The organism is Kitasatospora sp. MAP12-44, assembly GCF_029892095.1.
Taxonomy (GTDB): domain Bacteria; phylum Actinomycetota; class Actinomycetes; order Streptomycetales; family Streptomycetaceae; genus Kitasatospora.
On record NZ_JARZAE010000004.1, the window covers coordinates 6,287,589 to 6,312,939 of the forward strand.

Genomic DNA, 25,351 nt, shown 5'->3' on the forward strand with positions numbered 1-25,351 from the left:
CCCCCCGTCAGAGGCGATTTCAGCACTCCCCGCAGGGGGATCACCGGGGGACCGAGAGAGCGGGGCAGGCGGAAAGTGCCGCAACTCGTACTTGAGCTCAATGGGCAGTACCGGACTTTGGAGCCGGGACAGTCCTACACCATCGGGAGGGATCCGCAGTCGGACTTCCCGTTCGACGACCCCAGGATCTCCTGGCGGCACGCCACCATCTCGTTCGAGGGCGCCGGCTGGCAGTTGCAGGACCACGGGAGCACCAACGGCTGCTTCGTGGGCGGTGCGCGCACCCAGCAGGCCCAGCTGCTCCCGGGCACGGTCGTCAACCTCGGCAACGCCGAGAACGGCCCCCGGCTCGGCTTCAGCGCCCCGGCCGCGGCGGCCGCGCCCGTCGCACCCGTGCCCACGCCGGCCGCCGGCTGGCACGAGGCGCAGACCGACCGGCAGGCCGCGGCGCCCGGTTGGGACCAGCCCGCCCCGCCCGTCCAGCAGCACCAGCCCGCCCCGCCCGTCCAGCAGCAGTGGGACAACGGCCGCCAGCAGCCGTGGGCCCAGCCCCCGCAGGCGAACCCGCCCTTCCCGCACCAGCAGAGCCCCGCACCGATGAGCGCCCAGGGGCCCGGCGAGCGCAACCCGACGGTGGTCCGCAACCTCACCGCGGGCATGCGCATCGTGCGGATCGGGCGCGCGCTCGACAACGACGTGGTCGTCTCCGACCTGCAGGTCTCCCGCCACCACGCCGAGCTGCACCAACTGCCGGACGGCCGCTACGAGATCGTCGACCTCGGCTCGCACAACGGCATCTTCGTCAACGGCCAGCCGACCCGGCGCCAGCTGCTCGGTCCGCAGGACCGGCTGACCGTCGGACACTCCTCCTTCCAGCTGGTCGGCGACCAGCTGCAGGAGTTCATCGACAACGGCCCGGTCTCCTTCTCCGCCCACCACCTGACCGTCGAGGTCGACTTCAAGGGCGGCAAGAAGGTCCTGCTGAACGACGTCAGCTTCGGCGTGCCGGAGAAGTCGCTGGTCGCCGTGATCGGCCCCTCCGGCTCCGGCAAGTCGACGCTGCTGCGCGCGCTCACCGGCTACCGCCCCGCCGACCGCGGCGAGGTGCTCTACGACGGCCGCAACCTCTACAAGCAGTTCGCCGAGCTGCGCCAGCGGATCGGCCTGGTGCCGCAGTCGGAGATCCTGCACAAGGAGCTGACGGTCCGTACCGGCCTCAAGTACGCGGCCCGGCTGCGCTTCCCCGGCGACACCGAGCCCGCCGAGCGGGCCCGCCGGATCGACGAGGTGCTCTACGAGCTGCGCCTGGACAAGCGCGCCGACAACCGGATCACCGCGCTCTCCGGTGGCCAGCAGAAGCGCGTCTCGGTCGCCCTCGAGCTGCTCACCAAGCCGTCGCTGATCTTCCTGGACGAGCCCACCTCGGGCCTGGACCCGGGCATGGACCGCGAGGTCATGCAGATGCTGCGCGGCCTGGCCGACGACGGCCGCACCATCCTGGTCGTCACCCACTCGGTGGCCGAACTCGCGCTCTGCGACCGGCTGCTGGTGATGGCGCCGGGTGGGTCGGTGGCCTACTTCGGGCCGCCCGCCGAGGCGCTGCACTTCTTCGGCTACGAGACCTGGGCGGACGTCTTCCAGGCCTTCGAGAACTACCCGGACCACGACTGGGCCGGCCGCTACCGCGGCTCCGAGCACTACAAGGCCTACTCGGCCGACGTGGATGCGGTGACCGCGGTGCAGTCCGCGCCGATCGTGCAGGAGCAGATCCAGCCGCCCAAGCCGCAGAGCTGGGGCTCCCAGCTGTGGACGCTGATGCGCCGCTACATGTCGGTGCTCGCCGCCGACCGGGGCTTCCTGGCCCTGTCGGTGCTGCTGCCGGCCGTCCTCGGTGGGGTGAGCACCGTCATCCCGGACAGCTTCGGCCTGGGTCCGAACACCAACCCGCAGGGGTTCAACGGCCAGGCCGGCACGATCCTGCTGATCCTGGCGATCGGCGCCTGCTTCTCCGGGGCGGCCAACTCGGTCCGCGAGTTGATCAAGGAACGGGCGATCTACGAACGAGAACGCGCCACCGGCCTGTCCCGGTCGGCGTACCTGGTCTCGAAGATCGTCGTCCTGGGACTGTTCAGCATCCTGCAGGGCGCCATCATCGCGGTGATCGGCTTCGCGCCGCGCACGCTGCCGGAGCACGGCCTGATCTTCGCCAACGCCCCGGCCGTCGAGATGGCGATCGGTCTGATCCTGCTCAGCTTCACCTCGATGATGTTCGGCCTGGTCATCTCGGCGCTGGTGAAGACCAGCGAGAAGACCATGCCGCTGCTGGTGATGTTCGCGATCATCCAGGTGGTCTTCACCGGGGTGCTCTTCCAGATCTTCAGTAAGCCGGGCCTCGAGCAGTTCGCCTGGCTGATGCCGGCCCGCTGGGGAGTCGGCGTGGTCGGCACCACGCTGAACCTCAGTCACCTGATGGTCCCCTTCGACCACGACCCGCTGCACCCGCAGAATGACCACCGCGACGCGATGTGGAGCCACAGCGTGCTGCATTGGGCGATCAATGCCGGCGCGCTGGTCGTCATCTCGGTGGGCCTCGCCTTCCTCGTGCTGCGCCTGCTGCGCCGTCACGAGCCGGAGGTCATGCAGCAGGGCTGACAGCATGAGGGCTGACAGTCGCTCACGACTGCGGGCGGTCCCCCGTTTGGGGGTACCGCCCGCAGTCGTATCTCATCCATGAGATATCGTCTGGCCCATGGCAGAGGACTATCTCGCACGCATCGGCAAGCTCATCCGCGACGCCCGCAAGCACCGCGGCTGGACGCAGGCAGAGCTCGGCACAGCTCTGGGGACCAGTCAGAGCGCCGTCAACCGGATCGAGAACGGCGGGCAGAACATCAGCCTTGAGATGATCGCCCGGATCAGTGAGGCGCTGGACAGCGAGATCGTCTCGCTGGGCTACGCCGGCCCGATGCACCTGCGGGTGGTCGGCGGGCGTCGGCTCTCCGGCAGCATCGACGTCAAGACCAGCAAGAACGCCTGTGTCGCCCTGCTCTGCGCCTCGCTGCTGACCACCGGTCGCACCACGCTGCGCCGGGTGGCCCGGATCGAGGAGGTCTACCGCCTCCTGGAGGTGCTCAACAGCATCGGCGTCCGCACCCGCTGGATCAACGACGGCAGCGACCTGGAGATCACCCCGCCCGCCGTCCTGGACCTGGACGCGATGGACGTCGCCGCCGCCCGCCGCACCCGCTCGATCATCATGTTCCTCGGCCCGCTGATGCACCGGGTCGATCGCTTCAAGCTCCCCTACGCCGGCGGCTGCGACCTCGGCACCCGCACCGTCGAGCCGCACATGGCCGCGCTGCGCCGCTTCGGCCTGGAGGTCACCGCGACCACCGGCATCTACCACGGCTCGGTCGACCGCACCGTCAGCCCCGACCGGCCGATCGTGCTGACCGAGCGCGGCGACACGGTGACCGAGAACGCCCTGCTGGCCGCGGCCCGGCACGACGGCGTGAGCATCATCCGCAACGCCAGCCCCAACTACATGGTCCAGGACCTCTGCTTCTTCCTGGAGCGCCTCGGCGTGCGGATCGAGGGCATCGGCACCACCACCCTCACCGTGCACGGCCTGGCCCAGATCACCTGCGACGTGGACTACGCGCCCTCCGAGGACCCGGTCGAGGCGATGAGCCTGCTGGCCGCCGCCGTCGTCACCTCCTCGGAACTGACGGTCCGCCGCGCGCCGATCGAGTTCCTGGAGATCGAGCTCGCGGTCCTGGAGGAGATGGGCCTGGACTACGACCGCAGCCCGGAGTACCCGGCCGACAACGGCCGCACCCGGCTGGTCGACCTCACCATCCGGCCGTCCAAGCTGACCTCGCCGATCGACAAGATCCACCCGATGCCCTTCCCCGGCATCAACATCGACAACGTGCCGTTCTTCGCGGCCATCGCCGCCACCGCGCACGGCTCCACGCTGATCCACGACTGGGTCTACGACAACCGCGCGATCTACCTCACCGAGCTGACCAGGCTCGGCGCCAACGTGCAGCTGATGGACCCGCACCGGGTCCTGGTCGAGGGGCCGACCCGCTGGCGGGCCGCCGAGATGATCTGCCCGCCGGCCCTGCGCCCGGCCGTCGTGGTCCTGCTCGCGATGCTCGCCAGCGAGGGCACCTCGGTGCTGCGCAACGTCTACGTGATCAACCGCGGCTACGAGGAGCTCGCCGAGCGCCTCAACTCCATCGGCGCCCAGATCGAGACCTTCCGCGACATCTGAGCGACCGCACGACGAAGGGGTGCCCAGGACCGGATCCGGTCCTGGGCACCCCCGTTTTTCAGCCGGCTGGTCAGCTGCCGTTGTACATGGCGGTGACCTGCTGCGGCGTGAGCGCGTAGGGGTAGCTGCGGATGTCGCTCACCGCCCCGTTCAGCTTGTTGACCACGCTGGTGGCGTTGTTGAACAGGGCCTCGCCGACGGTCAGCTGCCGGTTGGCGCCCCACGGCGTGGGCTGGGTGGTGGACCCCGCGAACTGGCCGTTGACGTACAGGGTCAGCGCGTGGGTCCCGGTGTCGTAGGTGGCGACCAGGTGGGTCCAGGTGTTGTAGGTCGCGGTGTTGCTACCGGTTCCCGCGCAGTACCACGTGGCGTTGCTGTCGTCCTCGCCGGGGGCGAAGACCACCCAGGAGTTGTTGTACTTGCGGTAGGTGAGGCTGAGCGACGGGACGGTGTCGCCGTTCTGCGACACGAAGGTCTGGTCGTTGTTGGTGTCCCCGTTGACCCTGACCCAGGCAGCCAGCGTGTAGCTGTTGGAGGTGTCGACGGACGGGCCGGAGGCCGCCACCGGAATCGGCCCGTTGAAGGTGGCGTTGAAGGTGTTGCTGTTCCAGAGCGGGGAGCCGGTGGCGCTGTAGACCACCAGGTTGTGGTCGCTCTGCAGGGCTATGGTGCTGCCGCTGTTGCCGTTCGTCACGGTCGACCACAGCGCGTTGTTGTTGGTGTCGTAGATGACGAAGTTGCCGTCGGACTGCATCTTCGCGATCGCGCCCGGGTGCCCGAAGGTGCCCGAGGCCCACAGCGGGATGGGCGAGTTGGCCGCGGCCAGCACCAGGTTGCCGTCGGGCTGCATGGTCAGCGTGCTGGTCAGTGCGCTGACGCGCTGGCCGGAGGAGAGGTTCATGCCGGCGGCCAGGGTGTACTTGCCCCAGGTCGGGTTGAGCGCGGTACCCATCACATTGCCGTTGAACGAGGCCGCGCCGTTGGCGGTGCCCGCGTGGTTGGCGGTCCAGGTGGAGTTGCCGGGCGTCTGGATGGCGTTGACGGCGCCGGTGTCCGCGCCGGTACCGTTCAGCGGCCAGATGTCCGCGGTGCTGGTGGTGCCGGCGCTGTACGGGCCGTGCTGCCAGGTGTAGCCCGGGTTGGCCGCGGTGCCGGCCGGCACGCCGTCCCAGGCCTCGATGCCGCGGCTCGTGTTGACGGTCCACAGGCCGGGGTGGCCGTTGCCGGAGATGTCGCCGTCCGAGCCGATGTACGGCCGGTCGCTCGCGGCGACGCTGCCGATGGTGCTGGTGGTGGCGATGGAGGCGAGGGTGTACCAGGTGATCGGGTTGTTGAACCGGTCCGTGCCGCTGACCTGGGTGGCCTTGCTGAAGGTGTAGCCGCGCAGCTCACCGGTGGAGCGGTTGCGGGCCCACAGGCCCGGCTGGCCCTGGCCGGCCCAGTCGCCGGGGGAGATCAGATCCCAGCCCTTCCAGTTGAAGTCGCCCGAGAGGCGGACCGGCTGGCCGAGCGTGTTGTCCGAGACCACGGGGTAGTACCAGAGGTCGGCGCCGCCGGAGGCGTTGTCCTCCTCGGTGACCAGCGAGGTGCGGTTCAGGAAGTGCTTGCTCGTGTCGAGGCCGGTGCTGCTGGGGTCGCCGAGCGCGGCGATCGCCTCGGTGGTGGACCAGTCCTTGGCGTCGTAGCCAACGCAGTTGGTCTGGGCGGCGTTGTCCACGCAGGCCGGCTTGGCGAGCAGGGTGTGCTTGTCGAACTTGCCGTACGCCCCGGTGTCACCCGGGTTGCCGTAGACGTAGAGCTGCGAGCTGCCCGGCTCGTGGGCGACCAGGTCGTCGATCGCCTTGCCGCCGGTGAAGCTGCCGCGGTGGCTGATCTGGGTGTTGGCCCAGGAGAGGCCGTTGGGGCTGTGCGCGGTGTCCGCGGCCAGCACCCCGGAGGTGTTGCTGGTGGCGATCGGGTTGCCGGGCACGTTGTAGGCGCGCAGGTTGCCGTTGCTGTCCGGGGTCACGATGTCGGGGACGCTGTCGCCCGTGACGTCACCGAAGACCGGGGCCGGGCCGTTGGGGTTCCACGGCGCGTAGAAGGAGTACTGGCCGATCCCCGAGTAGTTGCCGGCGTTGTCCTCGACCTGCACGTAGAGGATGTTGGTCCCCCAGTGGCCGGGCACCACCTGGATGGCGTTCTGCGGCATCGCACCGCCGCACTGCCACTGGTCACCGGCCAGCTGCGGGTCCCAGCCCCAGCGGGCACAGGCCAGGCCGGAGCTGATCAAGCCGGCGCCGGGTGCGGGGTCGGTTGCCGTGAAGGGGACGTAACCGCGCTGGCCGGCCCACAGGTTGGTGGTCTGACCGTTGCCGGACGGCGGGAAGTAGTTGTTCAGGTCGCTGACCGAGGTGGGGAAGCTGATGGTCGGCGGGGTGAGGTCGACCCCGAAGCTGCAGCCCGGCGTCGGGCCGGCCCAGCCGACGCCGTTGAGCTGGTCGGCGGCGAAGCTGCTGTAGGTGTAGAGGTGGCCGTTCTGCAGGGTGTTGCCCGGCAGCTGGAACGAGGCGTTGCTGCCGCTGGCCACCAGCGGTGAGTAGCCGGAGGGCATGCTGACGCTCGGGACGGTGTCGTCCCAGATGTGCGTCCAGCTGTAGAGCTGGGACTGCACCGGGCTGGAGACGGTCGCGTTCAACGTGACGGTCCCGGCCAGGTTGGTCCCTGCGCCCAGCCAGCCGTAGCCGGTGCCGCAGCCCTCGTTGGTCTGGGCCGGGCTGACGGTCGTCGGGTGCGGGTACGCGTACGGGTTGGTCGGCGGGTTCGGCGTCCGGTCGTAGGTGACGGCCAGCGAGGGCGAGTAGTCGAAGAACTTGAGCGCGTAGTCGTTGCTCTCGTCGCCGCGCAGCGAGAACGTGATCGTCCCCGCCGAGCGGGAGGCGTACGACTGGAACGTGCCGGTCACGTCGTACTGGGCGCTGACCTCGTTGCCGCAGCCGCTGTGCCCGGAGCCGCCGAACTGCTGGGTGGCGATCTTCGTGGCGTTGCCGGGCTGGTTGTCCCAGACCGTGCCGCTGTCGATTCCGTCGGTGGTGTACAGGTCCACCGGGTACTGCGTGCTGCAGTTCCAGTCGGCGCTGCTGTACTGGTTGGCGGTGAGCGCGGCGCTGTTGATCACCGCGCCGGCGAAGCCGGTGATGTCGAACTGGTAGAACGACCGGTAGGTGATCGACGGCGAGCAGCTGCCGCCGTTCGGGTACTGGGCGCAGATACCGACGCCCAGGTGCGGGTTGGCCTCGCGGAAGTGCGAGGAGTTGCTGCCGGTCTGCACCCAGGTCCAGGACTGCAGGGCCGCGGTGGCCGGTTGCCAGCTCGGGTCGACGAAGACCGGGAACTTCAGGCCCGGGTTGCTCAGCAGGGACTGGTCCGGGGTCAGGTCGATCCCGTTGCCCGAGGCGGCCACCGCGAGCGGCGCCGTCTTGGCGAGCAGGCCCGGGTGCTGCGCGGTGCTGCTGTCGGCGACGGGCGCCGGGCTCGGCGCAGCGGCGGCGTCGCTGCCGGCGGCGAGGGCGGCCGGGTGGCCCGCGGGCGCGGGGGCCGTGCTGGAGTCCCACATCGTGGGGGCGGGCGCGGCAAAGGCCGGCTTGCCCGAGGAGTCCACCGCGGCGAGGTTGCCGGCACTGTCGGTGCGGACCGTCACGCCCTTGGTGGTGGTGGCCCAGTGCAGCTTCTTCAGCGCCGGGTCGGCGGCGGCCTGGGCGTTCTTGATCACCAGGACGGTGGAGAAGCCGCCGGCCCCGGTGGTGGTGACCTGCAGGTCGGTGCCGGGGGTGACGTTCGGGTAGACGGCGGTGGCGCCATTCACGGTGGGCGTCGGCAGCGCGAAGGGTGCCGCGATCGACAGCTGCTTGCCGTCCGAGGTGGTCATGGTGGCCAGCGGGCCCTTGCCGCCGCCGGACAGCGTGAGCGCTGAGGCGGAGGCCTTCGGCTGCAGCGACCCGTTGGCGGCGCGGGCGAGCGTCGGGTCCAGGGTGACCCAGTCACTGCCGTGCTTGATGCGCTGCTGGTCGACGTGCTGAGTCTGCGTCAGGTGGCCCTGCGGGGTCGCGACAGTGTCCGAGTACTCGGTGGTCAGCGACGGCACGGGGACGTTCTTGCCGGTCTTCCTCGCCTGCGCGATCGCCTTGTCCGCCTCCGAGGCGGGCGGCTGGTCGCCCGCGTGGGCGGCGGCGCCGGCGGCGATCAGCTGGGTGATCGACGGCGCGGGCGCGGGTGCCGCGAAGGCGGCGACGGGGGAGGCGAGAGCGGCGGTCAGGGCGAGGGCGGCAGCCTGGGCGACCAGGCGGGCAGGCGAGGTTCTCCGCCGTCGGGAGAACGGCGGGTGGGCGGGCAGAGGCATGTAGAGGTCTCCACGGGAGGGGTGGGATCGGCGCGACTGCGCAGAGATCGACAACATGATGGGCTGTTAGAAGATCCTTGGAAAAGGATTAACTCTCGCGTGGAGGCGTTTCGGGGAGACATGAGGGATTTGTGAGCCCGGTGATGTTGATCACGCTCAACTTTTTGAGTGGATCTTCAGACGTGGACGTAGGGTGCGGCTGCCTATGCCTGACTGTCCATCGGTTTTCAGGCTGCCCTGGTACATCGTCAACTCACGGGAGCGCCAAACTCATGCCACTTCGCTCAGCCAGATCCGCCCGCCCACGCACCCGATGGCGACCACGCCGTTCGCCGCTGGCCGTACTCGCCGCGCTGGCCGTCGTCGGGTCGCTGGTCGTCCCGACCGCCGGGGTTGCGGTCGCGGCCGGCGGTACGGGGTCGTCGAAGATCTGGACCCCGCCCAACACCACACTGTCGAAGACCGCTTCGGTTCCCGGCAAGTCGGTTCCCGGACACCCGGCCGCCGCGCCGGCCTCGGCACCGATGTGGACGCCGCCGAAGACCGCGCCGGCCAGGCCGCACGGCCAGGCCGACATAGTCCTGCCCGCACCCGCGCGAAGCGGAGCGGCGGCGCCGCAGGCCAAGTCGGCCGCCGCCGCGCAGGCTGCGCCCGCCGCCGGCGCCGCGGTCCAAGCCGGCAGTCTGCCGGTCTGGTTGACGCCCTCGGCGCCGGCCGCCGCCGCCCGGGTCTCCGCCCAGGCCGCGCCCACCACCGAGGCGGCAGCCGTCCCGATCACGGTCTCGGTGGCCGATGACAGGACCGCCACCGCCGCCGGGACGCCCGACGGACTGCTCACCCTGACCCCGAAGTCGGCGAGCGCCGCGACCAGCACCCAGCTCTCCCTGGACGCCGGCCGGTTCGGCGCCGGCACAGGCGGCGACTGGGCGCAGCGCGCGACCCTGGTCAAGCTGCCCGCCTGCGCGCTGACCACCCCTCAGGCGAAGGGCTGCCAGCAGCGCACACCCGTTCCCTCGCACTACGACGCGGCGACCAAGCGCCTGGTGGCGGACGTCCAGTTGCCCGCCGGTACCGCCGCGGGTGGTGCCCAGCCCAAGGCCCAGTCACTCGCCGCCGCGCCGCAGGCCGCCGCCGACGCGCTGGTGCTGGGGGTGGTGAGCAGCTCCAGCAGCGGCGCCGGCACCTACGCCGCCTCCTCGCTGGCGCCCAGCCAGGCATGGGCCTCCGGCAACTCGGCCGGCTCGTTCACCTACAACTATCCACTCCAGCTCCCGCCGACCATCGGCGGCAGCGCTCCCCAGGTCGCGCTCTCGTACGACTCCTCCTCGGTGGACGGCAAGACCTCCTCCACCAACTCACAGGCCTCCTGGATCGGCGATGGCTGGGACTACAGCCCCGGCTTCATCGAGCGCTCCTACCGCCCGTGCAACAAGGACGGCATCACCAACTCCGGTGACCAGTGCTGGGCCGGCGCCAACGGCACCCTCTCACTGGGCGGTCACTCAGGGCAGCTCGTCCCGGACGACGCCAGCTGCCAGAACGCCTCGGGCAACGACGAGCAGTCACACTGCACCTGGCACCTCCAGGGCGACGACGGCACCAAGGTCCAGTTCCTGACCGGTGCGACCAACGGCACCTGGAACGGCTCCTACGCCAAGGTGACCGACACCACCGGCACGGTCTACTACTTCGGCCTCAACCACCTGCCCGACGCCAACGGCAACCCGACCACGATCGGCGCGGCCACCGGATCGGCGTTCACCGAGCCGGTCTTCTCGCCGAACAGCGGCGACCCGTGCTACGACGCGACCAAGGGCCAGGCCTCCTGGTGCCAGTCGGCCTGGCGCTGGAACCTCGACTTCGTCGTCGATGCGCACAGCAACCTGATCAGCTACGCCTACACGCCCGAAGCCAACTACTACGCACTGGGCGGCGGCCAGAACAACGGCACGGGCTCCAACCAGTCCTACACCCGCGCGGGCGTGCTTGCCTCGATCAGCTACGGTCAGCGACTGTCGGACCAGCTCGGCGCCAACGGCGGCTACCAGGCCGCGGCCAAGGTCGTCTTCAACTCCGGCGAGCGCTGTGTGACCAGCACCGCCGCATGCGACCCGGGGCAGCGGACCACGGCCAACGCGGCCAACTGGCCGGACGTTCCGATGGACGAGCAGTGCCTCAGCCAGGCCGGCAGCTGCAACCAGTACGGCCCGAGCTTCTGGTCGAGCAAGTGGCTGAACTCCATCACCACCGAGGTGGAGTCGGGCGGCTCGTACCGCCAGGTCGACACCTACACGCTCGATCACAGCTTCCTCAATGATCAGAACGGCTCGGACAACGCCCAGATCCCGTGGCTGACCGATATCAAGCGCCAGGCCCAGGACAACCAGAGCGGCCAGAGCGCGATCAACCTCCCGCAGGTGTCGTTCACCTCGGTGCTGCTGCCTAACCGGGTGGACGGCTACAGCCTGTCCCGCCCGGACTTCTACCGGCCGCGCATCTCGCTGATCACCACCGAGACCGGCGGCAGCATCGGCGTCGACTACGACGGCTCCCACCCTGCGTGCTCCCGGGTCAACGGCCCCCAGCCGCCCCCGGCGGACCAGGACACCGTCGGTTGCTACAACGTCAAGTGGTACCCGCCGAACTCGACGGCGACCACGGTGCCCACCGACGACTGGTTCCTGCGCTACCCGGTGAAGACCGTCACGGTTGACCCGAAGTCGAACCTGATCCAGGGTTCGCTGCCGCAGGTCACCACCTACACCTACGGCAAGGCGGCCTGGCACCGCAACGACGCCCAGTTCGTCGCTGACCAGGACCGTACCTGGGACCAGTTCCGCGGCTACGCGTCCGTGACGGTCCAGACCGGTAGCGGTGCCGACGGCCCGATCGCGCAGACCAGCACCTCGTACTACCAGGGTATGAACGGTGACATCACCACCACAGGCCCCCGCACGTCCACGGTGGCGGGCCCGATGAGCGGCCAGGTGTCGGACGACGACTGGCTGGCCGGCCAGGTCCTGGAGACTGACAACTACGCGAAGGCCGGCGATCCGGCACCGGACGAGTACACCGTCAACACCAGCAGCGGCCCGGTCACCACCGCGACCCACAACCGTGCCGGTTGGACCCCGCTGATCGCCCGGTACGCCGCGACCAGCACCGTCAGCGTCACCAAGAAGCAGAAGACTGACGGCAGTTTGCAGACCACCGGCAGCACGGTGACCTCCGATCCCGCCAACGGCAACCGTCCGGTCACCTCGTTGCAGACCGCAGACGGCTTGCCGGACGTGTGTACCCGCACGTCGTACGCGGTCGGCGGCAACCCGCAGATGACCTCGCTGCCGTCCGACGTCCTCACCGTCTCGGGCGCCTCGGCGTGCTCGGCGACCCCGACGGCCGCCAACACCTCCGCGTGGACCCGCAACCTCTACGACGGCCAGCCGTTCGGGCAGGCCCTGGCGACCGGTGACAACACCGGCACGCAGCTGATCGACCACTACGACGGCTCCGGGAACCCGCAGTTCACCACCACGGCGACCAGCACGTACGACGCGTACGGCCGCGCCGCGACCGCGACCGACCCGAACTCGACAGACTCCGCGCACCCCAACGGGGCCGTCACCACCACTGTCTACGGTTCGGCCAACCCGGGTGAGCTGCCGAACTCCGTCTCGGTCACCAGCCCGGCCCCGGCCGGCGCCTCCGACGCCGCCACCGGCCGGACCACGTCCAAGACCCTGGACATCGCCCGCGGTCTGCCGCTGACCACGACGGACCCGAACGGCCGCACCGTCACCGAGGCGTACGACGCCCTCGGCCGGCTCAGCAAGGTGTGGTTGGCGGGGCGCACCACCTCGCAGAACCCCGACTACAACTACGCCTACGCCCTCAACGGCAGCAGCGCACCCTCCACGGTCGCCACCTCGACGCTCCGCTCGGACGGCGCCACCAGCACCGTGTACAGCACCTCGGTGGAGATCCTGGACGGGCTCGGCCGCACGGTGCAGACCCAGGAAACGCCGGGGATGTCCTCCTACACCGGCCGGATGATCACCGACACCTACTACGACTCGCAGGGCCGGGTCGGGCGGACCGACGCGTCCTACTACAACAACGACTCGGGCCCGTCGACCACCTGGTTCATGCCGAGCACCGACAAGGTCCCGGCGCAGACCTACACCCAGTACGACGGCCAGGGTCGGCCGACCAGCAGCCAGTTGCTCGCCTACGGCTCGCCCCAGGCGACCACCACCACCGTCTACCCGGGTGCCGAACGCACCGACGTGTCGCCGCAGGGAGCGACCCCGACCAGCACGGTGACCGACGCCCGCGGGCGCACGGCACAGCTGTGGCAGTACCACACAACGACCGCCACCGGCCACCAGTCCGACGCGGACACCACCACGTACAGCTACACGCCGAGCGGCCAGGCGGCCGGCCGGGTCGACGCCGCCGGCAACACCTGGTCCTACGGCTACGACCTGCGCGGTCGGCAGATCAGCTCGACCGACCCCGACAGCGGCACCAGCACCACGACCTTCGACACCGACAGCCGGCCGGCCTCCACCACCGACGCCCGCGGCCAGTCGCTCGCCTACGCGTACGACCTACTGGGCCGCAAGACCGGCGAGTTCAACGGCACCACCGCCGGTGACCCGACCAAGCAGCTCGCCGCCTGGACCTACGACACGGTGGCCAAGGGCCAGCCCGCCTCCTCCACCCGCTACGTCGGCGGAACGAGCGGCAGCGCCTACAGCAGCACGGTCACGGCGATGGACACGGCCTACCGACCCACCTCCACCACCGTCTCCATCCCCGGCTCGGAGGTCAACCAGACCTCCCCGTACACCTACACCCACCAGGCGACCTACGACCCGCTGACCGGAGCCCTCTCCGCTGACAGCCGCTCCCAGGTCGGCGACCAGGCCGCCGAGACCGTCAACTACACGTACGACGTGGACGGGCCGCTGGACAACTTCGGTACCAGCAACACCACTTACGACGTCTCCTCGGACTACGACGCCTACGGACGCAACCTCCGCTCCACGCTGAACCCGTGGGGCACCCAGATCGTCGAGACCAACGCTTACGACGAGACCACGGGCCGACTGCTCACCCAGTTCGTCGACAAGCAGACCGCCCGTACCGGCACGGTGCAGCAGACCGCCTACGCCTACAACCAGGCCGGCCTGGTCACCGCGATCACCTCGATCCCGGACAACGTCCCGGCGGCCACCGACCGGCAGTGCTTCAGCTACGACTACCTGGACCGGCTGACCACGGCGTGGTCGGACACCGGTGGCGTCAACATGGCGGCGATGCCGACGGTCGGCGGTATCGGCAGCTGTGCCAACGCCAGCCCCACCAGCGGCGCGCAGGCCCCCAGCAGGACCACGGTGGGCGGACCGGCCGCGTACTGGCAGTCCTACAGCTACGACCTCACCGGCAACCGCACCCAGTTGGTGCAGCACGACACCAACGGTGACAGCACCAAGGACCAGACGACGACCCAGACCTTCGGGGCTCCGGGCGTCGCCAACACCCCGACCGGCGCGGCCGACACCGGCGGCGGCACCGGTGGCCCGCACGCGCTGCTGACCAGCCAGGACAGCAGCAACGGTGTGACCAGCAGCGGTGGTTCCGACCAGTACGACGCGGACGGCAACACCACCAAGATCACCAACCCGCTCGGCACCCGCAACCTGCTCGGCGGTACGGTCATCGCCTCCGGACAGAGCATCACCTCCAACAGCATGCGGCTGTCCATGCAGGGCGACGGCAACCTCGTCCTCGTCTCGCTGCGGACCGGCGCCGTGGTCTGGAAGACCGGTACCAACAACCACCCCGGCGCCTGGGCCACCATGCAGACCGACGGCAACTTCGTGGTCTACGACACCAACCACAACCCGCTCTGGTCCACGGTGACCTACGGCAATGCCGGTGCCTACATCGCGGTCCAGGACGACGGCAACTTCGTCCTCTACAAGTCGGCCCAGGCCGTCAACCAGAACCCGCTCTGGAACTCCGGAACCTGGAACTCGACGGATGCCGCGGGCGGCGCCACCCTGACCTGGGACGCCGAGGGCAAGCTCGGCTCGGTCACCCAGGGCGGGGCCACCACCACCTACGTGTACGACGCCGACGGCAACCAGCTCGTCCGGCGCGACCCCGACAAGACCGTCATCACGCTCGGCAGCGACGAGCTGACCTACACCACGGCTACCAAGTCGCTCAGCGGCACCCGCTACTACAGCATCCCCGGCGAGGTCACCCTGGTGCGTCAGGGCAACTCGGCCGTCTACGAGTTCGCCGACAACCACGGCACCGACACCCTGGCCATCGACGCCAACTCGCTGGCCGAGACACGCAACCCGGTCGACCCCTTCGGCAACCCCCGCGCCACCTCGACGGCCACCAACAACTGGGCCGGAGACCACGGTTTCGTCGGCGGGACCAAGGACACCACGACCGGCCTGACCAACCTGGGAGCTCGCGAGTACCAGTCCGCCACCGGCCGCTTCGTCGGAGTCGACCCCTTGCTCGACTCCTCCAACCCCCAGCAGTGGAACGGCTACGCCTACAGCAACAACGACCCGGTCAACCTGAGTGACCCATCGGGCCGGATGTACCCCGCTGAGGACGGCATCGCCGGCTGGTGTGACACCTGGTGCAAGTACCAGCAGACCAGCCCGAACGTCGGCCGCCCAGGCGGCAGCTTCCTTGATCTGGCGGCGGGTTTCGTGTCCGGGGTCGTGAGCGGCCTGGATCCGACCGGGCAGCTGCACAAGCCGCTGGACTGGCTCGCGAAGAAGGTCGGCGTCCACCAGAACACCGATGGCTACCACTCCGGTGGCGTCATCGGCGGAGTCACGAGCTTCTTCGGTGCGCCGGAGGACGCGGGCGGCAACTTCGCGAAGAAGAAGGGCCTGCGGCTGGTAGCCAAGCTGTGGGGCGACGAAAATGACGTCAAGGATGCCACCAAGGCCAATGACGCTGCCAAGGCGCTGACCGGATCGTGTCCCCGCTCGCACAGCTTCGTCGCAGGCACCGAGGTGCTGATGGCCGACGGCTCGACGAAGAAGATCGAGGACGTCAAGGTCGGCGACCGCGTGGCGGACGCCCCAGGTGGCGGCAGCCGGACCGAGTCCCATGTGGTGGACCAGGTCCATGTCACCACCACTGACCGGGACTTCACGGACATCACGGTCGGCACCCCCGACGGCTTGCACGTGATCACGTCCACCTCGAACCACCCGTACTACGACGTCACGGCCCACACCTGGCAGAACGCGGGCGACCTGCGCCCCGGCGACCTCCTGCAGACGCCGGACGGCGGGACCGCCACGGTCATGGCCACCCGCTCCTACACCGATCCGCAGATCACCTACGACCTGACGGTCGACGACGTCCACACGTACTATGTGCTGGCCGGTATCACGCCAGTTCTGGTTCATAATTCCCTCTGTGGCGGAGGGTTGGGGGTTCTTAAGAATTGGAGCAGTCAGCGATTCCAATTCGGCAATCAGAATTTCCTTCTGGATCGGTCTGGCATGACTCATATCCTGGAGAGGCACCATCCGACGTATTGGGACGGCTCAGTAAAGGCTCAGCAGTCGTTCTTTGATCCGAAGATGAGCGTGAGTGACATTCAGGACGCCATCGGCAGCGTCATGCAGCAGAACCGTGACACTCTAATCAGCCGAGGGTCGCGCGGGATGTATCAGATTCGAGGTAGCCTAAACGGAACTAATTACGTGCTTGGTCTCAATAATGGTCGAGTGGGACAGTTCTATCCGGTGAAGGGGTGATCTGTAGTGGCCTCCGTGATCGAGGTGCGGACCCTGCTGAGGTTGCCCGATGGGGCGTTCGTGCAGATAGAATCTTGTGAGGAACGCCCTCCGGATGCGCAGTACGTCGAAGGCGCTATCGAACTCATCGCAGATGGGGTGCAGATCCTTACTGTCGCCGACTGGGACTGCATCGACCAACTCTGGTCATACATCTCGGACATGATCCATGCGCTCCCGATGGAGGGAGAAGCGTCGACATTCTTTCCGGATCAGCCGATCATGTTGAAGTTTCTTCGGAGTAGTCCGGGACGGCTTCTCGTATCATGTCGAGTCGGCGACGATCTGAGGCAGGTTAACGTCAACGAAAGCGACTTTCTGGCGGCGCTTAGGTCTGCTGGAGAATCCTTCTTCGGGAAAATGTCGACGCTGCTGCCGGGAAACTCTCAGGGTTACGACATCGCTCGTCATTCGTTGGCCTCCTAATACGGACGCGCGTAACTCGCTCTCTAGCTAGCAGTACTGGCGGCCTAGGTCGCCGGGTGTAGGACCCACCCGCCGCCGGCCCGAGGCACTGCGCCTCGGGCCGGCGGTACGGTGATCGCATGGGGACAACCGACGAACCGCTGCCAGGGCCCTGCCTGGGCGACCTGGAGGCCGTCAGCGTCGCGGTGCTCGCGATGAGCGGGCACCTGGAGGTGCGCGAGGTACTGCGCAGGATCACCGCCTCCGCGCGCAGCCTGCTCGGCGCCGAGTACGCCGCCCTGGGGGTGCCCGACGACCACGGCGGCTTCGCGCAGTTCGTGGTGGACGGCGTCACCGACGAGCAGTGGGAGGCGATCGGCCCGCTGCCGCGCCAGCACGGCGTGCTCGCGACCATGCTGCACGAGCTCGAACCCACCCGGCTCACCGACGTCCGCCAGGCCCCCGCCTTCGAGGGCTGGCCCGAGGCGCACCCGGACATGAGCCACTTCCTGGGGATGCCGATCGTCGACGACGGCGAGATCCTGGGCGCGATCTTCCTGGCCAACAAGGACGGCGGCTTCACCGACTACGACGAGGGCCTGCTGCGGATCCTCGCCGCACACGCCTCGATAGCGCTGCGCAACGCCCAACTCTACGAGCGCAGCCGCGAACTCACGTTGGCCGGCGAGCGCGCCCGGATCGCCCACGACCTGCACGACGCCGTTTCGCAGAAGCTCTTCTCGCTGCGGCTGACCGCCAAGGCCGTCGCCACCCTGCTGGACCGCGACCCGGCCAGGGCCCGCCTCGAACTCGCCGAGGTGGCCCGGCTGGCCGCCGAGGCCGCCGATGAACTACGCGCCGTGGTCGTCGAGTTGCGTCCGGCCGCGCTGGACGAGGACGGGCTGGTGGCCACCCTCGCCTCGCAGGTCCAGGTGCTGGACCGGGCGCACGCCGCCACCGTCGGCTTCGACTCCGACGGCGTGCGCACCCTGCCGCCGGCCCAAGAGGCGGCCGTGCTGCGGGTCGCCCAGGAGGCGCTGCACAACGCCCTGCGGCACGCCCGCGCGCACCAGGTCCAGGTCACCCTGCGCGGCACCGCCGGGCGCGGCGCCGTGCTGCGGGTCACCGACGACGGCCGCGGCTTCGACCCCGACGGCGTCCGCCGCGAGGGCCGCCACCTCGGCCTGGTCTCGATGCGCGACCGGGCGCAGACCGTCGGCGGCCGGCTCACCCTGACCTCGGCCCCGGGCCGAGGGACCGTCATCGAACTGGAGGTGCCCGGTGCCTGAGGCCCGCTCGCCCATCCGCGTCCTGCTGGTCGACGACCACCAGGTGGTCCGCCGGGGCCTGCGCACCTTCCTGGAGGTCCAGGACGACATCGAGGTGGTCGGCGAGGCGGCGGACGGCGCCGAGGGCGTCGCCAAGGCCCAGGAGCTCTCCCCGGACGTCGTCCTGATGGACCTCAAGATGCCCGGCGTGGACGGCATCGAGGCGCTGCGCCGGCTCAAGGGGGAGGGCAACCCCGCCCGGGTGCTGATCGTCACCAGCTTCACCGAGCACCGCACCGTGGTCCCCGCGCTGCGGGCCGGCGCCGCCGGGTACGTCTACAAGGACGTCGACCCCGAGGCGCTGGCCGGCGCCATCCGCTCGGTGCACGCCGGGCATGTGCTGCTCCAGCCGGAGCTGGCCGGCGCACTGCTCGCCGAGGACGCGCCGCACGTCCCGCAGGGCCGTGGTGGGACCCTGACGGAACGTGAGCGCGAGGTGCTCGGCCATATCGCCGACGGCCGCTCCAACCGGGAGATCGCCCGCAGCCTCAACCTCTCCGAGAAGACCGTCAAGACGCACGTCTCCAACATCCTGATGAAGCTGGACCTCGCCGACCGCACCCAGGCCGCCCTCTGGGCGGTCCGCAACGGCGCGGCCTGAGGGTCCAGAGACCCTTAGGAGCGCTCGTCCACCAGCGCGTTGTACGCCGCCACCTGCGCCCGCCGGGCGGTCCGGCGCAGGGGCGCCAGCGCCGCCGTCCGCGCGGCCATCTCGGAGGCGCTGACCGCGGCCCCGTGCCCGCCCGCCGCGATCTCCAGCAGCGCCGAGACCTGCCGCGCCGACTCCAACACCCGCACCGCGCGCGGCGGGTAGCCCGGTGCCAGCAACTCGGCGTGCCCGCGCCGGCGGAAGCGGTCCAGCTCGCGCAGCGCCTGCGGGCCGGCGCCGGCCACGTCCAGGCGGGTCAGCATGGCGGTCGCCTCGCGCAGCCCCTCGGCCAGCTCGCGCTCGGCCTCGTAGAGCGAGGGCACATCGGCCGGCGGCGCCTCCAGCACCTCCTGGCAGCGCCACAGCACGGTCGCCGACTGGTCGCCGGGCGGTCCGTACACGTCCACCTCCGGTACCAGGCCGACCGGGAGCCCGACCGCCAGCACCGCCTCGCCCGCCGCCAGCGCGGCGACGTTGAAGGCGGCCGGACCGGTCAGGCCCAGCGGGTGCCCCTCGGCGGGCAGCGCGAGCCGCAGACCCGTGGCGCCCAGCACCCGCAGCCGTCCCAGCGCCCAGCTGAGCCCGTGCAGCTCGCCCTCGGTATCGCCCGGCAGCCCGGTCACCCGGTGCGGTTCGTCGCTCCCCACCACCTCCTCCACCACGTGGTCCGGCGGCGAGAAGCCGGCCAGCAGTGAGTTGCCCCACGCGGCCAGACGTCCGGAACGGGGCTCGGAGAAGGGATTGTCGGCAGGAGTCACACGCATCGGGCCAGCCTACGGAAGAACGGCTCACCTGGGTGGCGTAGGTTTGCCCTGTGCTGTGCGAGAAGCCGCGCTCCCGCCCCGCCTACCGGCGGGGGAGCAGGCCGCCCGTCCGCACCGACTTGTCGACACGAGTGGACCGCACCCCGAGGGCCCCGACGCGCCGGAGCCTCGGACGTCCGCATTCTGCATTGGGGAAGGCGTAGGCATGACTGACGTGCTGGAGCTGGTGGACGTATCCGTGGTCCGGGAAGGGCGCGCGCTGATCAGCGGGATCTCCTGGTCGATCGCCGAGGGTGAGCGCTGGGTGATCCTGGGCCCCAACGGCGCCGGCAAGACCACCCTCCTGCAGGTCGCCGCCAGCTACCTCTACCCGACCAGCGGCACGGTCGCCGTCCTCGGTGAGAAGCTCGGCGCGGTGGACGTCTTCGAGCTGCGCCAGCGGATCGGCCTGGCCGGCGCCTCGATGCTGGACCGCGTCCCGCGCGAGCAGACCGTCCTGAAGACCGTGCTGACCGCCGCGTACGGCATGACCGCCACCTGGCACGAGACCTACGAGTCCCTCGACGAGTCGCGCGCGCTGGCCCTGCTCGACCGGCTGGGCATGCGCGGCTACGAGGAGCGCACCTTCGGCACCCTCTCCGAGGGCGAGCGCAAGCGCACCCTGATCGCCCGCGGCCTGATGACCGACCCCGAGCTGCTGCTGCTGGACGAGCCGGCCGCCGGCCTCGACCTCGGCGGCCGCGAGGACCTGGTCCGCCGGCTCGGCGCGCTTGCCCAGGACGAGTTCGCGCCCTCGATGGCGATGGTCACCCACCACGTCGAGGAGATCGCCCCCGGCTTCACCCACGTGCTGATGATCCGTCAGGGCAAGGTGCTGGCCGCCGGCCCGATCGACACCGAACTGAACGCCCGCAACCTCTCGCTCTGCTTCGGCCTGCCGCTCACCCTGGAGCGCCACGGCGACCGCTGGTCCGCCCACGGTCTGCCGCTCGGCTGACCCCCGCGCATCGACAAGTCGCCTGAGCCTGCCCGGTTTCCGCCCGTCCACCTGCGGGAAGCCACCACACCTGAGCATGTTTCCTCCCTAGGATGGGGCTGTGGACAGTTGGGTGTGGTGGCTCCTGCTCGCAGTCGGCCTGGGGGTGCCGCTGGCGGTGACGGCGCTGCCGGAGTTCGGCATGTTCGCGATCGGCGCCGCCGGCGCCGCGGCCGCGGCCGGGCTCGGGGTCGACGCGGTCTGGCAGTTCGTCATCTTCATCGCGGTCTCGATCGCGATGCTGGTGGTGGTCCGTCCGATCGCCTACCGGCAGCTCCGCAAGGGGCCGCAGGTCCGGATGGGAATCGAGGCACTGCCGGGTGCGACCGCGATCGTGCAGGAGCGGGTGGACGGCGGCGCGGACGGCCGGATCAAGCTGAACGGCGAGATCTGGTCGGCCAGGGCGTTGCACCCGGACCGCGTGTACGAGGCGGGCCAGCAGGTGGATGTCGTTGAAATCCAGGGCGCGACAGCCCTGGTCGTCTAGGGGAGAGACCGTGGAACCCGTCCTCATCGTGCTGGTCGTTCTGGTAGTGGTGGCCTTCATCGCACTGATCCGGACGATCCAGGTGATTCCGCAGGCCAGCGCCGCGATCGTCGAGCGCTTCGGCCGCTACACCCGCACGCTCAACGCGGGGCTGAACATCGTGGTGCCGTTCATCGACACCGTGCGCAACCGGATCGACCTGCGCGAGCAGGTGGTTCCCTTCCCGCCGCAGCCGGTGATCACCCAGGACAACCTGGTGGTGAACATCGACACGGTCATCTACTACCAGGTGACGGACGCCCGGGCCGCGACCTACGAGGTCGCCAGCTACATCCAGGCGATCGAGCAGCTCACCGTCACCACGCTGCGCAACATCATCGGCTCGATGGACCTGGAGTCGACGCTGACCTCCCGCGAGGTGATCAACGCGGGCCTGCGCGGCGTGCTCGACGAGGCCACCGGCAAGTGGGGCATCCGGGTCAACCGCGTCGAGCTCAAGGCGATCGAGCCGCCGACCTCCATCCAGGACTCGATGGAGAAGCAGATGCGCGCCGACCGTGACAAGCGCGCCGCGATCCTCACCGCCGAGGGCGCCCGGCAGGCCGCCATCCTGCGCGCCGAGGGCGAGAAGCAGGCCGACGTGCTGCGCGCCGAGGGTGAGGCGCAGGCCGCGGTGCTGCGCGCCGACGGTGAGGCCGCGGCGATCCGGACGGTCTTCGAGGCCATCCACGACGGCGACGCGGACCAGAAGCTGCTCGCCTACCAGTACCTGCAGACCCTGCCGGAGCTGGCCAAGGGCGACTCCAACAAGCTCTGGATCATCCCCAGCGAGGTGGGCGACGCGCTCAAGGGCCTCGGCGGCGCCTTCGGCGGCCTCAACGGCGGTAACCAGGTCCCGCCGCAGCCGACCGCCCCGCCGACCGCACCGCCCGTACCGGCCGGTGGCCCGCGTCCGTTGGACACCGACGACAAGGGCGCGGCCCGCCCCCGGGTCAACCCGACCCGTGAGTACCCGAAGCTCGACCCGGAGTAGGTGACACGCCCCAGCCCGCCCGGCTGCCCGGTCCGTCTCCCATCCTGGAACCGACTGGGCAGCCGCGCCGCTGTCCGGCATGATCGCGAGCGCCGCTACCCCCTTGGGAGTGGACACGCGAAACGTTGGGACAGCTGATGAACCTCTGGGAAGGGCTCGCGGTCTTCGCCGCCGGAGCCGGAGCGGGCACCATCAATGTGATCGTCGGATCGGGGACGTTGATCACCTTTCCGGTGCTGCTCGCCTTCGGCCTGCCGCCGGTCACCGCGAACGTCTCCAACACCCTTGGCCTGGTGCCTGGTTCGGTCAGCGGCGCGATCGGCTACCGGCGCGAACTGGTCGGCCAGCGCCGCCGGTTGATCCGGCTCGGCAGCGCCTCGCTGCTCGGCGGCCTGCTCGGCGCCTATCTGCTCACCAAGCTGCCCAGCAGCGCCTTCGCGGCGATCGTGCCGGTGCTGATCCTGCTCGCGCTGGTCCTGGTGGTCATCCAGCCCCGGGTGGCCAAGGCCGTCGCCGCCCGCGGCGGCTCGCCGGCCCGGGCCGACGGCAGCCCGGCGCTGATCGCCGGCGTCTTCCTCACCGGCATCTATGGCGGCTACTTCGGCGCAGCCCAGGGCGTCCTGCTGCTCGCCCTGATGGGCATGCTGCTGCGCGACGAGATGCAGCGGATGAACGCCGCGAAGAACGTCCTCGCGCTGCTGGTCAACGGCGTCGCCGCGGTCTTCTTCATCTTCACCGCCACGATCGACTGGACGGCGGTACTGCTGATCGCGGCCGGTTCGGCGCTCGGCGGCCTGCTCGGCGCCAAGGTGGGCCGCAGGCTGAAGCCGAACGCGCTGCGCGCGGTGATCGTGGTGATCGGCCTGATCGCGGCCGTCAAGCTGCTGGTCGGCTGACCCGCGGATATTCTCAAAGCTCTGGCCCTCCGCGCGAAAACCCTCTGGAGCGAAGCGATGAGCAGCAGGCCGAGCCGGCTTTCCGAGGACGAGATCACCGCGGCGCTGGCCGGCCTGCCCGGCTGGCGCCGCGCGGGCGACGCCATCACGAGGACCGCCGACGCGGCGGACTTCCCGGCCGCCATCCGCACGGTGGTGGCGGTCGCCGAGATCGCCGAGGAGATGGCCCACCACCCGGACATCGACATCCGCTGGCGCACCCTGACCTTCGTCCTCTCCACCCACAGCGCGGGCGGCCTGACCAGCCTCGATCTCCAGCTGGCGGCCCGCATCGACGAGTTGCTGCCGCAACCGAGCTGACCGCCCGGCAGCTGGTGGGGGGCCGGACCCGCAGCGCCGACATGAGATGCTGGCGGTCGCAGCACGCAGTCGGGACGGACGGAACGCATGGCTCAGGACCCTCCCCCAGCCTTCGGCCAGGGGTACCCCCATGGCAGCGACGGGCAGGAGCCCGCCGGGTACGGGTACCAGCAGTCCTGGTACCCCCAGCAGCCGCCGCAGGCCCAGCCCGAGCCCTACGGGGACGGGCAGCACGGGCAGCAGCAGCCGTGGCAGTGGCAGCCCGAGCCCGGCTACTACGCGCCGTACGCGGAGCCCTACGCCGAGCCCCATGCCGAGCCGCCGGTCGCGTTCCCGGCCCAGCCGTCGCTCGACGAGACCCCGTCCGCCGAGACCCCGTCGGCTGAGCCCTCGGACCCGCAGCCCTCGGACGCCGATGCGCCCGATGCGACCGTCACCACCACCGCTACCGCCGAGGAGCCGAAGCCGGGTCGTTCCGCGCGCTCCCGCGCCGGCCGCGCCCCCGGCGCACGCTCCTCGCTGGTCGACCGGGCCAAGGAGGCCGCCACCGGTGTCCTCAGCGCCGACCAGACCCCGGCCAAGCGCGCCCTGCTGCTCCGGACGGCCGCCGGCGTCGCCGCGCTCGGCGTCCTGCTGACGGCCGGCTTCGTCGCGACCCGCCAGAGCGCGGCTCCCAAGGACGCTGCGGCGGCCCCCACCGACACCGGTTTCGCCGTCGCGCACAGCAAGATCTGGTCCGCCCAGCCCGCAGTCGCCCTCCAGCCCGGCGCGGACGACACCCTGCTGGGCAGCTGGCTGCTGGCCGACGCCGTGGTCCGCGCCGACAGCACAGGCGTGCACGCCTACGACCTGGCGACCGGCAAGCCCACCTGGAGCGTCGCGCCCCCGGCCCCCGGCGCCGTCCCGTGCGGTCTCTCACCCACCGTCAACGCAACGGGCCTGGGCGGCGTGCTCTTCCGGCCCTCGGCCGACCCGACCACCCCGTGCGTGCTGCTGGCCGCGGTCGACTCCAAGACCGGCAAGACCGCCTGGACCAAGACCGTCTCCGCCGCCACCGGTGCCTACGCCGCCCATGTCGCGGTCACCGCCGACAAGGTCGTCGTGGTCGGCGACGACAAGGCGGCGGCCTGGGCCGCAGCGGACGGCACGGACGCCTGGCAGTACGCCGGGCAGGGCAAGTTCTGCACGCTCTCCGGCAGCGCCTCCGGCGCGACCGTGCTGCTGCACAGCGCCTGCGCCGACAGCACGCCCGCCGACCAGGCGGTGGCGCTCTCGGTCGCCGACGGCAAGGTGCTCTGGTGGCGCGGGCTGAACAACCAGCCGAAGACCGTCACCGTGCTGTCGGCCGAACCAGCCGTCGTGCTCACCACGGGGGACAAGCCCACCGACGCCCAGGTCTTCGCCTGGGGACCGACCGGTGATCCGGCCACCGACATCCCGGTCAGCACCGCGACCACCCGGCTGGACGTCTCGCGCGGCAGCTTCGACGCGCTGCCCGGCGTCTTCTTCCAGGGCCACAGCATGATCACCACGCAGCTCCCCAGCAGCGGCGCCGGGCCGGTCGTGGCGGTCGCGTATGACCTGACCACCGGCAAGCAGCTCTGGCAGACCCCGGTGAGCGAGAAGGGCACGGTCCGCGCGGTCGGCTTCGACAACGGCGCGCTGGTGCTGGCCGCCGACGAACGCGTCGGCCAGCCCGCCCACCTCAGCCGCTTCGCGGTGACCGGCGGCCAGGAGGACGTCGGCGGCGGATTCCCGCCGGACACCGGCTCGCTGCTCAGCTCCGGCCGGGTGCTGACCGGCGGCGGCAAGGTGATCGCGGTGCCCGAGCACTCCGCGAACTTCGGCCTCGCCACCGCCTACCAGGCCAAGGGCTGACACCTACC

14 protein-coding genes are annotated in these 25,351 nt (G+C 70.3%); 12 read left to right on the forward strand and 2 right to left on the reverse strand.

All coding sequences use genetic code 11. The features are described from left to right. Positions 1 to 75: 75 nt before the first annotated feature. A complete protein-coding gene (locus tag P3T34_RS28850) occupies positions 76 to 2,652 on the forward strand; it encodes an FHA domain-containing protein (RefSeq protein WP_280668949.1) in 2,577 nt (858 codons plus the stop codon). A 97-nt stretch (positions 2,653 to 2,749) separates the two neighbouring features. Then, positions 2,750 to 4,279 (forward strand): UDP-N-acetylglucosamine 1-carboxyvinyltransferase, encoded by a 1,530-nt coding sequence (locus tag P3T34_RS28855; protein ID WP_280668951.1) that lies wholly within the window; start codon positions 2,750 to 2,752, stop codon positions 4,277 to 4,279. Between the two features lie 70 nt (positions 4,280 to 4,349). Here the strand turns inward: P3T34_RS28855 and P3T34_RS28860 are convergent, their stop codons facing one another. Then, positions 4,350 to 8,657, reverse strand: coding sequence for a LamG-like jellyroll fold domain-containing protein (locus tag P3T34_RS28860; protein WP_280668952.1), 4,308 nt, complete (start codon positions 8,655 to 8,657; stop codon positions 4,350 to 4,352). A 272-nt stretch (positions 8,658 to 8,929) separates the two neighbouring features. On the opposite strand from P3T34_RS28860, the gene P3T34_RS28865 reads away from it, so the two are divergent. The 4 genes from P3T34_RS28865 (at position 8,930) to P3T34_RS28880 (ending at position 18,841) form a co-directional block, all read left to right on the forward strand. After that, positions 8,930 to 16,468 (forward strand): RHS repeat-associated core domain-containing protein, encoded by a 7,539-nt coding sequence (locus P3T34_RS28865; RefSeq protein WP_280668953.1) that lies wholly within the window; start codon positions 8,930 to 8,932, stop codon positions 16,466 to 16,468. A 6-nt stretch (positions 16,469 to 16,474) separates the two neighbouring features. Continuing rightward, entirely contained in the window at positions 16,475 to 16,933 is a 459-nt protein-coding gene (locus P3T34_RS28870) for a hypothetical protein (RefSeq protein WP_280668954.1), read from the forward strand. 119 nt (positions 16,934 to 17,052) lie between these two features. Continuing rightward, the gene (locus tag P3T34_RS28875; protein ID WP_280668956.1) at positions 17,053 to 18,201 is read left to right on the forward strand and encodes a GAF domain-containing sensor histidine kinase; all 1,149 of its coding nucleotides are present in this window, start codon (positions 17,053 to 17,055) and stop codon (positions 18,199 to 18,201) included. Then, a complete protein-coding gene (locus P3T34_RS28880; protein WP_280668957.1) occupies positions 18,194 to 18,841 on the forward strand; it encodes a response regulator transcription factor in 648 nt (215 codons plus the stop codon). The genes P3T34_RS28875 and P3T34_RS28880 overlap by 8 nt, the downstream gene beginning before the upstream one ends. 14 nt (positions 18,842 to 18,855) lie before the next feature. Here the strand turns inward: P3T34_RS28880 and P3T34_RS28885 are convergent, their stop codons facing one another. Then, positions 18,856 to 19,653, reverse strand: a complete 798-nt coding sequence (locus P3T34_RS28885) for a hypothetical protein (protein ID WP_280668958.1) — start codon at positions 19,651 to 19,653, stop codon at positions 18,856 to 18,858. Between the two features lie 205 nt (positions 19,654 to 19,858). Here P3T34_RS28885 and P3T34_RS28890 point away from each other — a divergent pair, with 205 nt between their 5' ends. From P3T34_RS28890 to P3T34_RS28915, 6 genes are all read left to right on the forward strand, one after another. Further along, the gene (locus P3T34_RS28890; protein ID WP_280668959.1) at positions 19,859 to 20,650 is read left to right on the forward strand and encodes an ABC transporter ATP-binding protein; all 792 of its coding nucleotides are present in this window, start codon (positions 19,859 to 19,861) and stop codon (positions 20,648 to 20,650) included. Positions 20,651 to 20,750: 100 nt separating this feature from the next. Then, positions 20,751 to 21,176, forward strand: a complete 426-nt coding sequence (locus P3T34_RS28895; protein WP_280668960.1) for an NfeD family protein — start codon at positions 20,751 to 20,753, stop codon at positions 21,174 to 21,176. 10 nt (positions 21,177 to 21,186) lie between these two features. Then, complete coding sequence (locus P3T34_RS28900) at positions 21,187 to 22,209, forward strand: SPFH domain-containing protein (protein ID WP_280668961.1); 1,023 nt, start codon at positions 21,187 to 21,189, stop codon at positions 22,207 to 22,209. A gap of 137 nt (positions 22,210 to 22,346) precedes the next feature. Next, a complete protein-coding gene (locus tag P3T34_RS28905; RefSeq protein WP_280668962.1) occupies positions 22,347 to 23,105 on the forward strand; it encodes a sulfite exporter TauE/SafE family protein in 759 nt (252 codons plus the stop codon). Between the two features lie 57 nt (positions 23,106 to 23,162). After that, a complete protein-coding gene (locus tag P3T34_RS28910; RefSeq protein WP_280668963.1) occupies positions 23,163 to 23,465 on the forward strand; it encodes a 4a-hydroxytetrahydrobiopterin dehydratase in 303 nt (100 codons plus the stop codon). Positions 23,466 to 23,552: 87 nt separating this feature from the next. Beyond that, positions 23,553 to 25,343 (forward strand): PQQ-binding-like beta-propeller repeat protein, encoded by a 1,791-nt coding sequence (locus P3T34_RS28915; protein WP_280668964.1) that lies wholly within the window; start codon positions 23,553 to 23,555, stop codon positions 25,341 to 25,343. Positions 25,344 to 25,351: the final 8 nt, after the last annotated feature.